Source organism: Microbacterium abyssi (genome assembly GCF_015277895.1).
Classification (GTDB): Bacteria; Actinomycetota; Actinomycetes; order Actinomycetales; family Microbacteriaceae; genus Microbacterium; species Microbacterium abyssi.
On record NZ_CP063815.1, the window covers coordinates 1,168,623 to 1,182,457 of the forward strand.

Annotated in this window: 15 protein-coding genes; 11 read left to right on the top strand and 4 right to left on the bottom strand. The window is 68.0% G+C overall.

All coding sequences use genetic code 11. From position 1 onward, the window contains the following. Nucleotides 1-56: 56 nt before the first annotated feature. Together rpmI and rplT are read left to right on the top strand one after the other, a co-directional pair. On the top strand, nt 57-251 hold the full coding sequence (rpmI, locus tag IM776_RS05730; RefSeq protein ID WP_194422037.1) for a 50S ribosomal protein L35: 195 nt from the start codon (nt 57-59) through the stop codon (nt 249-251). 32 nt (nt 252-283) lie between these two features. Further along, nucleotides 284-670, top strand: coding sequence for a 50S ribosomal protein L20 (rplT, locus tag IM776_RS05735; RefSeq protein WP_147037566.1), 387 nt, complete (start codon nt 284-286; stop codon nt 668-670). A gap of 55 nt (nt 671-725) precedes the next feature. Here the strand turns inward: rplT and IM776_RS05740 are convergent, their stop codons facing one another. Then, a complete protein-coding gene (locus IM776_RS05740) occupies nt 726-1,145 on the bottom strand; it encodes a ribosomal maturation YjgA family protein (RefSeq protein ID WP_194422038.1) in 420 nt (139 codons plus the stop codon). 98 nt (nt 1,146-1,243) lie between these two features. Here IM776_RS05740 and IM776_RS05745 point away from each other — a divergent pair, with 98 nt between their 5' ends. The 7 genes from IM776_RS05745 (at nt 1,244) to pheT (ending at nt 9,038) form a co-directional block, all read left to right on the top strand. Beyond that, complete coding sequence (locus tag IM776_RS05745) at nt 1,244-2,056, top strand: TrmH family RNA methyltransferase (RefSeq protein WP_194422039.1); 813 nt, start codon at nt 1,244-1,246, stop codon at nt 2,054-2,056. A gap of 80 nt (nt 2,057-2,136) precedes the next feature. Continuing rightward, nucleotides 2,137-2,886 (top strand): amino acid ABC transporter ATP-binding protein, encoded by a 750-nt coding sequence (locus IM776_RS05750; RefSeq protein ID WP_194422040.1) that lies wholly within the window; start codon nt 2,137-2,139, stop codon nt 2,884-2,886. Between the two features lie 37 nt (nt 2,887-2,923). Next, on the top strand, nt 2,924-3,826 hold the full coding sequence (locus IM776_RS05755; RefSeq protein WP_194422041.1) for a glutamate ABC transporter substrate-binding protein: 903 nt from the start codon (nt 2,924-2,926) through the stop codon (nt 3,824-3,826). A 66-nt stretch (nt 3,827-3,892) separates the two neighbouring features. After that, nucleotides 3,893-4,549 carry an amino acid ABC transporter permease gene (locus IM776_RS05760; protein ID WP_147037571.1) on the top strand — a complete coding sequence of 219 codons (657 nt, stop codon included), beginning with the start codon at nt 3,893-3,895 and terminating at the stop codon, nt 4,547-4,549. Beyond that, entirely contained in the window at nt 4,546-5,472 is a 927-nt protein-coding gene (locus tag IM776_RS05765) for an amino acid ABC transporter permease (protein ID WP_194422042.1), read from the top strand. Before IM776_RS05760 ends, IM776_RS05765 begins: the two co-directional genes overlap by 4 nt. Nucleotides 5,473-5,502: 30 nt before the next feature. Then, nucleotides 5,503-6,543: a phenylalanine--tRNA ligase subunit alpha gene (gene pheS, locus IM776_RS05770; protein WP_194422043.1), complete on the top strand. Its 1,041-nt coding sequence runs from the start codon at nt 5,503-5,505 to the stop codon at nt 6,541-6,543. Then, nucleotides 6,543-9,038: a phenylalanine--tRNA ligase subunit beta gene (gene pheT / locus IM776_RS05775; protein WP_194422044.1), complete on the top strand. Its 2,496-nt coding sequence runs from the start codon at nt 6,543-6,545 to the stop codon at nt 9,036-9,038. Before pheS ends, pheT begins: the two co-directional genes overlap by 1 nt. Nucleotides 9,039-9,094: 56 nt before the next feature. Here the strand turns inward: pheT and IM776_RS05780 are convergent, their stop codons facing one another. After that, on the bottom strand, nt 9,095-10,111 hold the full coding sequence (locus IM776_RS05780) for an endonuclease/exonuclease/phosphatase family protein (protein WP_194422045.1): 1,017 nt from the start codon (nt 10,109-10,111) through the stop codon (nt 9,095-9,097). 85 nt (nt 10,112-10,196) lie between these two features. Here IM776_RS05780 and IM776_RS05785 point away from each other — a divergent pair, with 85 nt between their 5' ends. Further along, nucleotides 10,197-11,066, top strand: a complete 870-nt coding sequence (locus IM776_RS05785) for a PHP domain-containing protein (protein WP_194422046.1) — start codon at nt 10,197-10,199, stop codon at nt 11,064-11,066. A gap of 66 nt (nt 11,067-11,132) precedes the next feature. Here IM776_RS05785 and IM776_RS05790 read toward each other — a convergent pair whose 3' ends face one another. Next, complete coding sequence (locus IM776_RS05790; protein WP_194422047.1) at nt 11,133-12,653, bottom strand: DEAD/DEAH box helicase; 1,521 nt, start codon at nt 12,651-12,653, stop codon at nt 11,133-11,135. A gap of 176 nt (nt 12,654-12,829) precedes the next feature. On the opposite strand from IM776_RS05790, the gene IM776_RS05795 reads away from it, so the two are divergent. Further along, nucleotides 12,830-13,540 carry a ferritin-like fold-containing protein gene (locus IM776_RS05795; RefSeq protein WP_194422048.1) on the top strand — a complete coding sequence of 237 codons (711 nt, stop codon included), beginning with the start codon at nt 12,830-12,832 and terminating at the stop codon, nt 13,538-13,540. A gap of 6 nt (nt 13,541-13,546) precedes the next feature. Here IM776_RS05795 and IM776_RS05800 read toward each other — a convergent pair whose 3' ends face one another. Beyond that, nucleotides 13,547-13,834, bottom strand: a complete 288-nt coding sequence (locus IM776_RS05800; RefSeq protein WP_194422049.1) for a hypothetical protein — start codon at nt 13,832-13,834, stop codon at nt 13,547-13,549. Nucleotide 13,835 lies beyond the last annotated feature (1 nt).

A 13,835-nucleotide genomic window follows, 5' to 3' on the forward strand; every position in this document is an offset into this window, starting at 1 on the left:
GCATCGAGCGGGTTGACAACGTCGCCCTGAGAGGGCGCCACACGAAGGAAGAAAAGATGCCGAAGCAGAAGACCCACTCGGGTGCCAAGAAGCGCTTCAAGATCACCGGCAGCGGAAAGCTGAAGAAGCAGCAGGCCGGCATGCGCCACAACCTCGAGCACAAGTCGAGCCGCCGTACCCGTCGCCTCAACCAGGACCAGGTGCTGTCGCCCAACGACACCAAGGTCGCCAAGAAGCTCCTCGGCCGCTGAGCGCCCGAACGCACGAATAGGAACACAGGAAAATGGCAAGAGTCAAGCGGGCGGTAAACGCCCACAAGAAGCGTCGCGTCATCCTCGAGCGCGCCTCCGGTTACCGCGGTCAGCGTTCGCGCCTCTACCGCAAGGCCAAAGAGCAGGTCATCCACTCGCTGGTCTACTCGTACCGTGACCGCCGCAAGCGCAAGGGCGACTTCCGTCGCCTGTGGATCCAGCGCATCAACGCCGCTGCCCGTCAGAACGGCATCACGTACAACCGCTTCATCCAGGGCCTCGGTCTCGCCGGTGTCCAGGTCGACCGCCGTATGCTCGCCGAGCTCGCGGTGAACGAGCCGGCGACCTTCACGTCGCTGGTCGAGACGGCCAAGAAGGCTCTGCCTTCGGACGTCAACGCACCGAAGTCGGCTGCGTAAGCATCCCTTCACGGAACGGGCGCTCCCCTCAGGGGGAGCGCCCGTTCCTGCGTTCTCACGGCCTGAGTGCCGCGCGACGTCGCAGTGACCGAGAGATCAGGGCGTCCAGCAGCATCACGAAGACGACGGCGAACGCATAGACGAGAAGATCGCGCCGGTCGAAGCCCGATCCCACCACGAGCACGGCCGGCGGAAACAGTCCCGTCATCCTCGCGGGCGCGTCGGTGAGCTGCAGAAGCTCGATCACGCTGCAGAAGACGATCGCCAGCGCCGCGCACAGCGAGCGTGCGCGCCGCGGCAGTATGAAGGCGACTACGAGGTAGATGAGCGTCGCGTAGAGCGCGTCGCCGGCCACATCGCCGAGGATGCCGGAGCCGAACCGATGCACGCAGAGCCCTGCCGCGACGGTCAGCACGGCGAGACAGGCGACGGTGATCCGACGCCTGGTGGCTGATCGCGCGGAAATGGACGGCACGCCGGGACTCTATTCGGGAAGACTGCGTGATCGCCCCATGTAGGCCACCGGTTGAACGCGCTCCGGGATCCATCCCGGTATCCCTCTAGACTGAAACCGTGCTGGAGAATCCGCGGTCGCCGCGTGTCAGAGCCGTCGCGAAGCTGACGAAGCGCAGCGCGCGGACGGACACCGGGTTGTTCCTGCTCGAGGGTCCGCAGGCTGTTCGCGAGGCGCTATCGTACCGTCCGGATGCCGTCGTCGAACTGTTCGCGACGCCGACGGGGTGGGAGAAGCATCCGGATCTGCGTGCTGCCGCCACCGCGCGCGGCGTGGACTTCGAGTTCGTCACAGAGTACGTACTGGGCGCCATGGCCGATACGGTCACCCCGCAGGGCGTGATCGCCGTCGCCCGTCAGATCCCGACCTCCGTGCGCGACATCTTCGCGGCGTCCCCGCGTCTCATCGCGATCTGCGAGGAGGTGCGCGATCCGGGGAACCTCGGGACGATCATCAGGGCCGCGGATGCCGCCGGCGCCGATGCCGTCGTCCTCACCGGCCGCACGGTCGACCCGTACAACCCCAAGGTGGTTCGCTCGACGACGGGCTCGCTGTTCCACCTGCCTGTCTCGGTCGGAGGGGACCTTGAGGACGTGGTGCGGCGCGCGCATGCGGCAGGGATCACCGTGCTCGCTGCGGACGTGAAGGGCGACGATCTTCTGCAGGCCCGGGCGGATGGCATCCTGTCCCAGCCCACGGCGTGGCTGTTCGGCAACGAGGCGCACGGGCTCGAGCAGAGTTCCCTGGATCTCGCCGACCACGTGCTGAAACTGCCGATCTTCGGACGCGCAGAATCCCTCAACCTCGCCACGGCGGCGAGCGTCTGCCTCTACGAGAGCGCCTTCACCCAGCGCGCCGTCGACGGCCGGTGACGGCGCCCGCTCGGTTACAACTGTGTAACCCGCGGGTGTGGATGCTGGTTCCCGGCGCGCTGTGCTTCTAGTGTGGGCACATGACCGAGACTGGCGCACCCCTTGTCGTGGTGGAGAACGTTCAGAAGCACTACGGCGAGTTCCAGGCCCTGGCCGATATTGACCTGACAGTGCACAGAGGTGAGGTCGTCGTCGTGATCGGGCCGTCCGGGTCGGGCAAGTCGACGCTGTGCCGCACCATCAACCGCCTCGAGACGATCACCAGCGGATCGATCACGATCGACGGCAAGGAGCTGCCGGCCGAAGGCAAAGAGCTCGCTCACCTGCGCGCCGACGTCGGGATGGTCTTCCAGTCGTTCAACCTCTTCGCCCACCTCACGATCCTCGAGAACGTGACCCTGGGCCCCATCAAGGTGCGCGGGCTGAAGAAGGCGGATGCCGACAGAGAGGCGATGGCGCTCCTCGAGCGCGTCGGCGTCGCACAGCAGGCGTCGAAGCTGCCCGCGCAGCTCTCCGGCGGCCAGCAGCAGCGCGTCGCGATCGCGCGCGCTCTCGCGATGCAGCCCAAGGTCATGCTCTTCGACGAGCCGACCAGCGCGCTCGATCCCGAGATGATCAACGAGGTCCTCGACGTCATGGTGCAGCTCGCCAAGGAGGGCATGACGATGATCGTCGTCACCCACGAGATGGGCTTCGCCCGCAAGGCGGCGAACCGCGTGGTGTTCATGGCGGACGGCAGGATCGTCGAAGAGGCGACCCCGGAGGAGTTCTTCACGAACCCGAAGAGCGACCGCGCCAAGGACTTCCTCTCGAAGCTCCTCACCCACTGACCTTTCCTCTCACACACAGCACACGAAGGAGACGCTCATGCGACGCACACGGACACTGGCGGGAATCGGGATCGCGGCGACCGCGCTGCTCGCCCTCACCGCCTGCAACAGCGGCAGCCCGACGACGCCCGGCGGCGACGGCGGCGAAGAGGGCGACGCGCCCGCATACGAGGTGGCAACCGACGTCCAGCTCGAGGGCAGCCCCACGTTCGACGCCATGGTCGAGCGCGGCGGACCGATCATCGGAGTCAAGGAAGACCAGCCCAACCTCGGCTACCTCGACGTCACCACCGGAGAGCGCAGCGGCTTCGACATCGAGATCGCACGCTGGATCGCCGCATCCCTCGGCTTCGAAGAGGGCGACATCACCTACGAGCCGATCGCATCGGCGAACCGCGAGCAGGCGCTCGTGAACGGCGACATCGACTACTACGTCGGCACGTACTCGATCACCGACTCGCGCAAGGAGCAGATCGACTTCGCCGGTCCGTACTTCGTCACAGGGCAGGGCTTCCTCGTCGGAGCCGACAGCGAGATGACCGAGGTGAACGATGTCTCGGACTTCAATGGCATGACGGTCTGCTCGGCCACCGGTTCGACGCCGATCCAGAACATCAAGGACAACTTCCCTGAGATCGAGACGGCGGAGTACGACATCTACTCGCAGTGCGTCGAGGATCTGATCAGCGGCAAGGTGGACGCGGTCACGACCGACGCGGCGATCCTGATCGGCTACGCTGCGCAGAACCCCGACGAGCTGAAGGTGCTCGACGGTCTGTTCACCGAGGAGCGCTACGGCGTCGGCATCCCGAAGGGCGACACAGCCCTGCTGGATCACATCAACACGCTGTTCACCGATGGCGGCGACACGTGGCAGGCGATCTTCGACGCGACGCTCGGCCAGTCCGGCATCGAGGTCGAGCAGCCGGCCGTCGACTGACGATCGGATGATGAGGGGCGGCCCCAGTGGCCGTCCCTCACCTGATATCTGAGAAGGGGAGGGCGCGTGGACGCCATCTTCGGCAACCTCGACCTGTGGGGCGAGGGCATCACGTACACCCTGCTGGTGTTCTTCTTCGGAGGCATAATCGCGCTGGTGCTGGGCACCATCGTCGGCGCGATGCGGGTGTCGCCGGTTCCGGTCGCGCGCGCGGTCGGCACCGCGTACGTCACCCTCGTGCGCAATACGCCGCTCACGCTGGTGTTCTTCTTCTTCGTCTTCGGATACAGCGCACTTGCGCTGCCGACGCTGTCGAACACCGTGCTCGGCATCCTGGCGATCGGGGTGTACACCGCGACATACGTCGCCGAGACCCTGCGCGCCGGCATCAACACCGTGCCGGTCGGTCAGGCCGAAGCAGCCAGAGCGATCGGACTTCCCTTCGGGCAGGTGATGACGCAGGTCGTGCTGCCGCAGGCATTCCGATCGGTGGTGCCGCCGATGATGAGCGTGTTCATCGCGCTGCTGAAGAACACCACCGTCGCGGCCGGGTTCTCCATCGCAGTGCTTCCCCAGCTGCAGTCCACCATCTCCAACTCGCACACGCGCCAGGGCAGCCCGATGGAGGTCCTGCTCTGGGTCGCGGTCATCTTCGTAGCTCTGGTCATGCTGCTGACCTGGTTGCAGCGAACGCTCGAGAACCGATGGAGGATCGCACGATGACGTCTGTGCTCTTCGACGTCCCCGGCCCCCGTGCCCGTCGTCGCAACATGATCCTCACGATCGCGACGATCGTCGTGGTCGTCGCCGTGATCGCGTTCCTCGTCTGGCGGCTCTCACTGACCAACCAGTTCAGCGCCGCGAAGTGGAACGTCTTCACCTACACCGCTGTGTGGTCTTCGATCGGCCAGATGCTGCTGAACACCCTGCGCGCCTTCGCGCTGGCCGCCGTGCTGAGCCTTGCGCTCGGGTTCGTGCTCGCCATCGGGCGCATGTCGGACCACGCCTGGGTGCGGGTGCCGGTGACCGTGATCACCGAGGTCTTCCGCGCCATTCCGGTGCTCGTCCTGATGATGATCCTGTACTACGGTCTGCCGACTCTCGGTGTGAAGGTCGAACCCTACTGGGCCGTGGTCTTCGCGCTGATGGCCTACAACGGATCCGTGCTCGCCGAGGCGCTGCGCGCCGGCATCGAATCGCTGCCCCGTGGTCAGGGGGAGGCGGGCTATGCGATCGGTCTGCGCAAGAGCGGGGTCATGAGGCTGATTCTGCTGCCGCAGGCCGTGCGGGCCATGCTTCCGGTGATCGTCGCCCAGCTGGTCGTCGTGATGAAGGACACGGCGCTCGGATTCATCATCACTTATCAGGAGCTGCTCTACTACGCCAAGCTGCTCAGTTCCCAGCCGGGACGCCCGATCCTGCAGTCAGCACTCATCATCGGTGGCATCTACATCATCATGTGTCTGATCCTCTCCGGCATCGCCAAGTGGGCCGAGATCAAGACGCGCCGCTCCCCGAAGATGAAGGCTCTCGCCGCCGACAACGCCGCAGTGATGCACGACGGTACCGACACCGAGCTCATCGCGGCGCAGCGCGGACTCGGGAAGTACGACGGCACGAACACGGGCGGCGGTGGCGCAGTCTGAGTCGCAGCGGCGCCGGTAGACTCATGTCTTGTGTCTGACGCCCCCGAAATCACGCCCGAGGCGGTGGAATCCGCCGTCGCAGCAGCGCTCGAAGCGATCGGCGCCGCCGCCACAACCGCCGAGTTGAAAGCGGCCCGCGCCGCGCACGTCGCCGAAGGGTCGCCGCTCGCGGTCCTGAACGCATCGATGCGCCAGGTCGCCCCGGAGCACAAGGCGACCTTCGGCAAGCTCGTCGGCCAGGGCCGCGGACGCGTCACTCAGGCGCTGACGGCGAAAGAGGCCGAGCTCGCCGAGGCGGAGCTGTCCGCGCGCCTCGAAGAGGAGCGCATCGACATCACGGCCGTCTCCACGCGCACGCGCGTCGGCGCACGGCATCCGCTCATGCAGCTCCAGGACGACATCTCCGACGTCTTCGTCGGCATGGGCTGGGAGATCGCCGAGGGGCCTGAGCTCGAGCACGAGTGGTTCAACTTCGACGCGCTCAACTTCGACGTCGATCACCCGGCGCGGCAGATGCAGGACACGTTCTTCGTCGACCCCACCGACCGCCACCTCGTCATGCGCACGCACACGAGCCCCGTCCAGGTGCGCTCGATGCTCGACCGCGAGGTCCCGATCTACGTGCTGTGTCCCGGCCGGGTCTACCGCACCGACGAGTTCGACGCGACGCACCTGCCGGTCTTCACCCAGGTCGAGGGCCTCGTCGTAGACAGGGGCATCACCATGGCGCACTTGAAGGGCACGCTGGACCACCTCGCCAAGCAGCTCTTCGGCGAAGAGGCGAAGACGCGCCTGCGGACGAACTTCTTCCCGTTCACCGAGCCGTCCGCCGAGTTCGACCTCTGGCACCCGACGTTCAAGGGTGGTGCGCGCTGGATCGAGTGGGGCGGCTGCGGAATGGTCAACCCCAACGTGCTGCGCGCGGCGGGGATCGATCCGGAGGTGTACAGCGGCTTCGCGTTCGGCATCGGCGTCGAGCGCGGTCTGATGTTCCGCTCCGACGTGCAGGACATGCGCGACATGGCAGAGGGCGATATCCGTTTCAGCGAGCAGTTCGGGATGGTGGTGTGATGCGCGTCCCCATCTCGTGGCTGCGTGAGTACGTCGATGTGGCAGCAGATGCCACGGCCGAGGACGTCTTCGCGGCGCTCGTGTCCGTGGGATTCGAAGAGGAGGAGCTGCACGGCTTCGCGCTCTCCGGTCCCGTGGTCGTCGGTGAGGTGCTCTCCTTCGAGGAGGAGCCGCAGTCCAACGGCAAGACCATTCGCTGGTGCCAGGTGGATGTCGGCGAGGCTGAGCCTCGTGGCATCGTGTGCGGCGCCTCGAACTTCGCGGTGGGCGACAAGGTCGTGGTGACTCTCCCCGGCGCCGTGCTGCCCGGCCCGTTCCCGATCGCCGCGCGCAAGACCTACGGTCACGTCTCAGACGGCATGATCGCGTCGGCGCGCGAGCTGGGGCTCGGCGATGAGCACGACGGCATCCTCGTCCTCTCGACGCTCGGCATCGACGCTCCGGTCGGAACGGATGCCATCGCTCTGCTGGGTCTCGACGATGAGGCCGTCGAGATCAACGTGACCCCTGACCGCGGCTACGCGTTCTCGATCCGCGGCGTCGCACGTGAATACGCGCACGCGACGGGCGCGGACTTCCGCGACCCCGCCGAGCACGAATGGTCGGAGGTCGCACCGGGAACGGGCTTCCCGCTGGCGGTCGACGCCGCGCCGCTGCGTGAGAACCCGGCGGTGCAGGAGTTCGTCGTGCGCGTCGTGCGCGACGTGGATCCCTCCCGTCCGACCCCGCCGTGGATGGCCGCGCGCCTGTCGCTCGCCGGCATCCGCTCGCTCGGCATCCTGATCGACATCACCAACTACGTGATGCTCGAGCTCGGCAACCCGATCCACGGCTACGACCTCGACAGGCTGTCCGGCGGCATCACGGTGCGCCGTGCGCAGCCGGGCGAGAAGATGACGACGCTCGATGGTCAGGAGCGCAAGCTCCACGTCGAGGATCTGCTGATCACCGATGAGTCCGGTCCGATCGGCCTGGCCGGCGTCATGGGCGGCGGCACGACCGAGATGTCGGACGCGACCCGCAACGTGCTCATCGAGGCGGCGATCTTCGACCCCATCTCGATCGCACGCACCGCCCGCCGGCACAAGCTGCCCAGCGAGGCATCCAAGCGGTTCGAGCGCGGCGTCGACCCGCTCGTGCCGTTCGTGGCCGCGCGCCGCGTCGCCGACCTCATGGTCCAGCTCGCCGGCGGACGCATCGACGAGCTCGGTGGCGCCCTGTTCTCGGAGTTCGAGATCGCCGGGATCGCGCTGCCCGCCGAGTTCGTCGCCGGCCTCATCGGCGTGGACTACACCGACGAGGAGATCATCGGCGCCCTGGAGACGATCGGCGCCGAGCTCGCCGAGACGTCCGACGGGTGGCAGGTCATCCCGCCGAGCTGGCGTCCCGACCTCACCGACAAGTGGACACTCGCCGAAGAGGTGGCCCGCATCCACGGGCTGGGCCGCATCCCCTCGGTGCTGCCGACCCCACCGGCCGGCCGCGGGCTCTCCGGCGCGCAGCAGGGCCGACGTCGTGTCGCCAACGCACTCGCGGCAGCCGGACTCGTGGAGACTCCGGCGTTCCCGTTCACGACCGAGGCGCAGAACGACCTGCACGGCTCGGCGACCGGGGAGAAGCTGCCAAGCGTGAAGCTGGCGAACCCGCTCGACGGACAGGCGCCGTTCCTGCGCCGCTCGCTGGTCCCCGGGCTGCTTCAGGTCGCACACCGCAACATCGCGCGCGGCCTCACGGACCTCGCGATCTTCGAGACCGGGTCGGTGTTCCTCCCCGAGCCCGGCGTCACTTACGGCACCGATGAGGTGCCGCCGCTGGGGCAGCTGCCCTCGGACGAGAAGCTCGCCGAGCTGAATGCATCCATCCCGCCGCAGCGCCGTCATGTCGCAGCCCTGTTCACCGGCAGCGTGACCCCGCGCCAGCCCGGCCGAGCCGCAGAGGCCTACGGGCTCTCCGAGGCGCTGGACGCGGTGCGCGTCATCGCTGTGGCCGCCGGCGTGGAGATCGACGTCGTGCAGGGGCAGCGCGCAGCCCTCCACCCCGGGCGCGCCGGCGTGCTGACCGTCGACGGCGCCGAGATCGGCTACGTCGGCGAGCTGCACCCGAACGTGTCTTCCGATGCTGACCTGCCGGGCCGTGCGGTCGTGCTGGAGATCGATCTCGACGGCATCCTGGCACAGGCCGGCACGCGCGTCGTCGCCGCGTCGCTCTCGACGTACACGGCCGCCACGCAGGACGTCTCGCTCGTGGTCCCGACGTCGGTGACCGCCGGCGAGCTGCGTGCCGCGCTCGTCGAGGGCGCCGGTGAGCTGCTCGAGTCGGCGCGACTGGTCGACGATTACCGGGGCCAGGGGCTGGATGCAGGGCAGAAGAGCCTGACGTTCGCGCTGCGGTTCCGGGCATCCGATCGCACGCTCACGGCCGCCGAGGCGACCGAGGCGAAGCTCGCCGGCGTGGCCGTAGCGGCAGAGCGATTCGGCGCGAGCATCCGCGACTGATTCCCCGTTGCCCGTGCGCGCACGGGCAACGGGCGCGGCTGGCCGGTGCGGCGGCGTCAGCCGGCGGGCTCGAGCTGCACCACGAGCGCGCGGTGGTCGGAGCCGGCGGCATCCAGGACCAGCGAGCCGGTCGGCTCCCAGTTCTGACTCGCCATGACGTGGTCGATCGGCGCGCCGACGATCTCGGGGTACGACGCCGGCCAGGTGCCGGTGACGCCTGTTCCGGTGCGCGCGGCCGCATCGCGGCAGTAGCCGATGTCTCCGCCGCCGACCCCGAGCCCCGCCATGTGGTCGAGGGTCGAGTTGAAGTCTCCGGCCAGGATGAAGTCGCCCTCCGGGCACTGGTCGGCGATCCATTTCAGATCGGACTGCCAACGCTGCATCGCCTCGATGCGCGGTGCGACCGCGTGGACGGCGACGATCGTGGGACCGGTGCCGTTCACCGGCATCACGACGGCGCTGGGAACAGAGCTGGTGTTGCTGCTGCCGTCCTCCGATGACGCGATCACCGAGTAGTCGCCGAGCTCGGGAGAGATGAGGATCGTGGTCTCCCAGGCCTGCGGACCGTTCTCGACATCGCCGAACTGCACGTGGTGGACCCACATCGGCTGCCCCTGCTCACGCAGCATGACGGCGATGCGCTCGCCGACCGACTCAGCCGTCTCCGGCAGCGTGACGACATCGGCCTGCTGGGTGAGGATCTCATCGGCCACAGTCTCGGCCGGTACCGCTTCTCCGGCGGTGTTCCAGGTCAGCACGCGGACGCTCTCATCGGTCTTCTCCGGCAGGGCGCCGGAACCGAATCCACGCATCGCCCCGATCGCCCCGGTCGCGGCTGCCGCCAGCAGCGCGACGATGAGGATGGATGCCGCGAACCCGCGCAGCGGGCGCACGAACAGCAGCAGTAGGGATAGGAGCGCGATCACCAGGAACGCGGCGAGGACGAGGCCGCGCACGGCCACGAGCTGCGCGAACGGGTACGTCTGCTCGAGCTGGAAGAACTGCGGCCACACCACGACCGCCGACGCGATTGCGAACAGCACTGTGATGAGGATTCCCAGCAGACGAAACATCCCTTCGAGCCTAGATGCGCACGCTGTGAATCGCCTGCCGCGACGCCTCCGTGCCGCCGTGTTCTCGCGGCAGTAATGTCGAGGCATGACCGATGTGCAGACCTTCGCGGGGCCCGCCGACCTGCACCTGCACTCCAATCACTCCGACGGCACCGAGAATCCGGGGCAGGTGGTCCGTCAGGCGCATGCCCACGGCATCCGCACGCTTGCGCTCACCGACCACGACCGCACGACCGGCTGGGACGAGGCGGGACATGCGGCGGCGTCGCTCGGCATGACGTTCATCCCGGGGATGGAGCTGTCCGCCAAGCACCAGTGGCGCAGCGTCCATGTGCTCGGATACCTCTTCGACCCCGAGAACGCGGCGCTGCGCGCCGAAACCGGCCGCATCCGCAACGACCGGGTCGGTCGCGCCGAGCGCATCGTGCGCAACATCGGGCGAGACTACGCGCTGAGCTGGGCGGACGTGCTGGAGCAGACCACGACGGATGCCACGGTCGGAAGGCCGCACATCGCCGATGCCCTGATCGCCCGCGGCATCGTCCGCGATCGCTCGGAAGCGTTCGACGGCATCCTGCATCCGCGCGAGGGGTACTACGAGCCGCACTACGCGCCGGATCCGCTCACGGCCGTGCGGCTGATCACACAGGCCGGGGGAGTCGCGGTGATCGCACACCCCGTCACCTCGGGCCGCGACCGCATGATGCCGCTCGCATTCATCGAGGAACTCATCGCCGCAGGTCTCGGCGGTCTCGAGATCGATCATCGCGAGAACACCGAGGCAGGCAAGCGCACGCTGCGTGGTCTCGCCGCGAAGCACGACCTCATCGTGACGGGGTCGAGCGACTACCACGGCGCGGGCAAGCCCAATCTTCCCGGCGAGAACACGACGTCGGAGGAGATGGTCGCGCGGATCATCTCGCAGGCGTCGGGGACGAGCCCCCGGTACCCGTAGGCGTGCCTCTCACCCTCTCGCCCGCCGCGGGGGCGGCTCAGGATGAGAGATACGCCCTAAGCGCGCTCAGGCGCCTGCGGGCGCGGCGCCACCGGAGCGGCGACGACGGCGACGGCGCTGCGGAGCGGGCTTGCCATCGCGGTGCTCACGGGTGGCGTCCCCGTCGTGGGTTCCGGCGCCTGCGGCGTCGCGATCCGTCGCGGGCGCGGCGTTCGAACCACCCGAAGCGGGCGTCTCGCCGCTCTCGGTGAAGGTGGAGCCGACCTGCTCACCCGACGAGCCGCGACGGCGACGGCGACGGCGACGCGTGGTGCCCTCGTCCGTGCCCTCCGCTGCGGCATCCGCGGCGCTCTGCGGCTGACGCTGCCGACGCTCGGCTGCGGGCTTGTCGGCCTTCGGCGCCGTCGTGAGGCGGCCCTTGGTGCCCTCGGGGATGTCCAGGTCGGCGAACAGGTGCGGGCTGGACGAGTACGTCTCGACGGGCTCGGGCTGACCGAACTCGAGTGCGCGGTTGATGAGGGCCCACTTGTGCAGGTCCTCCCAGTCGACGAACGTGACGGCGATGCCGGTCTTGCCGGCGCGTCCCGTGCGGCCGGCGCGGTGCAGGTACGTCTTCTCCTCGTCCGGGATCGTGTGGTTGATCACGTGCGTGACGTCATCGACGTCGATGCCGCGGGCGGCGACATCGGTGGCGACCAGGACGTCGCGCTTGCCCGCCTTGAACGCCGCCATCGAGCGCTCGCGCTGCTCCTGGCCCATGTCGCCGTGCACGCCGCCGACGTTGAAGCCGCGGTCGCCCAGCTCGTCGACGAGCTTCTGCGCTGCGCGCTTGGTGCGGGTGAAGATGACGGTCTTGCCACGGCCCTCGGCCTGCAGGATACGGGCGATGACCTCGTCCTTGTCGAGCGAGTGCGCCCGGTACACGAGGTGCTTGATGTTCGCCTGCGTCAGCCCCTCATCGGGGTCGTTGGCGCGGATGTGGATCGGGTTCGACATGAACCGACGTGCGAGCGCCACGATCGGGCCGGGCATGGTCGCCGAGAACAGCTGGGTGTGACGGACGGCCGGGACCTTCTGGAAGATCTTCTCGATGTCGGCCAGGAAGCCGAGGTCGAGCATCTTGTCGGCCTCGTCGAGCACGACCTCGGTCGCGTTCGACAGGTCGAGCAGGCGCTGACCGGCGAGATCGATCAGACGGCCGGGGGTGCCGACGACGATCTGCGCTCCCGCCTTGAGCTGATCGATCTGGCCCTCATACGCCTTGCCGCCGTAGATGGCGACGACGCTGGTGGAGCGATTGCTGGTGAGCAGGTCGATGTCCTCGTACACCTGCACCGCGAGCTCACGGGTCGGGACGACGATGAGCGCCTTGACACCGTGCTCGGGGTCCTTGCCGAGACGCTGCACGACGGGAATGCCGAAGCCGAAGGTCTTGCCCGTTCCGGTCTTGGCCTGGCCGATGATGTCCTGGCCGGGAAGGCCTAGGGGGATGGTCTGCTCCTGGATGGGGAACGCGTCCACGATGCCCTTTGCGGCGAGTGCGTCGACGATGTCCTGATCGATACCGAGGTCAGCGAAGGTTGTCACTTGTTATGTTTGCCTGTCCGGCGGCCCTTCGACGAACTCAGGGACCGCCAATTTAACGGATCCACGCCGTCTCTTGTGCCACAGGCGCGGCGCCCCGCTCCAACGGCAGGACGAACCCAGCCTACCCGAGGCCGCGTTCCAGGCGAGGATTCGATGCGCGCAGGTAGTCTGATCCCGTGGTGAAGTGGTTCTGGCAGCGAGACAAGCCCCGGCGCACCCTGTCCCTTCGCAGTCGCGGAGAGCTGGGTGAGGCGACCCGGGTCGACTTCGCCGAGCTGGCACCCGAGCTGAATCGCTTCCTCGGTCAGGCGGCCTATCTGCAGCTCGGTTACTTCGAGACGCTCACCCGGCTGATCCGTGCGACGCCCGAACTCGACGAGAAGGCCGCGCTCGCGCAGGCTGCCGGCGCAGCGCTCAGCAAGCACCGCGGCATCGTGTCGATCATCCGGGAGCAGGGCGAGGACCCGACCGAGATCATGCTCCCGTTCCAGGAGCACCTCGATGCGTTCCGCCGCAAGACCATCGGACTGCGTCCACGCGAGACACTGCTTGCGGTCTACATCACGGCGGGGATGCTGGACGATTTCTATCTCGCACTGGCGTCGAGCTACGGCGAGACGGGCGCGCGCGTCGCGGACATCCTCAGTGAGGACGACGACACCGGCGAGATCGTGGCCATCCTCAAGCGCACGATCGAAAGCGACGGCGAATGGCGCTCACTCCTTTCGATGTGGGCGCGCAGACTCGTCGGCGACACGCTGCTCGTGGCGCGCCAGGCGCTGCGCACCGAGCGTCTTGCCGAGGACGGCGACCGCGTCGAACCCGTTTACACCGAGCTCGTGGGCGCGCATGCGCGCCGGATGGACGCGATGGGGCTCGCCGCGTAGCGCGGCTCAGATTCCCAGTGCCGCGCGCTTGGCGGCATCCGAGCGATGACGGGATGCCGTGAGCGCGAAGCCCGCCACCCCGGCGAGCGCGACCGCACCGACGATGCTCGCCAGCCACAGCCAGCCGCTGTCCTGGCCGACGCCTGCCCACTGCATGACCGTGTACACGATCGCCGATGCCGCGGTCGCCATCGCCGGAACGACCACGACGCCGCGCAGGTCGCGATGCGGCAGCAGATAGTGCACGCCGATACCCAGCGCGCAGGCGGCGATCAGCGCGAGGAGGATGTACATC

Bases quoted from the DNA above. Each gene is read 5' to 3' on its own strand.
- IM776_RS05750 (WP_194422040.1), top strand. From the start codon at position 2,137: ATGACCGAGACTGGCGCACCCCTTGTCGTGGTGGAGAACGTTCAGAAG.
- rpmI (WP_194422037.1), top strand. From the start codon at position 57: ATGCCGAAGCAGAAGACCCACTCGGGTGCCAAGAAGCGCTTCAAGATC.
- IM776_RS05765 (WP_194422042.1), top strand. From the start codon at position 4,546: ATGACGTCTGTGCTCTTCGACGTCCCCGGCCCCCGTGCCCGTCGTCGC.
- pheT (WP_194422044.1), top strand. From the start codon at position 6,543: ATGCGCGTCCCCATCTCGTGGCTGCGTGAGTACGTCGATGTGGCAGCA.
- IM776_RS05785 (WP_194422046.1), top strand. From the start codon at position 10,197: ATGACCGATGTGCAGACCTTCGCGGGGCCCGCCGACCTGCACCTGCAC.
- IM776_RS05800 (WP_194422049.1), bottom strand. From the start codon at position 13,834: ATGTACATCCTCCTCGCGCTGATCGCCGCCTGCGCGCTGGGTATCGGC.
- IM776_RS05755 (WP_194422041.1), top strand. From the start codon at position 2,924: ATGCGACGCACACGGACACTGGCGGGAATCGGGATCGCGGCGACCGCG.
- rplT (WP_147037566.1), top strand. From the start codon at position 284: ATGGCAAGAGTCAAGCGGGCGGTAAACGCCCACAAGAAGCGTCGCGTC.
- IM776_RS05780 (WP_194422045.1), bottom strand. From the start codon at position 10,111: ATGTTTCGTCTGCTGGGAATCCTCATCACAGTGCTGTTCGCAATCGCG.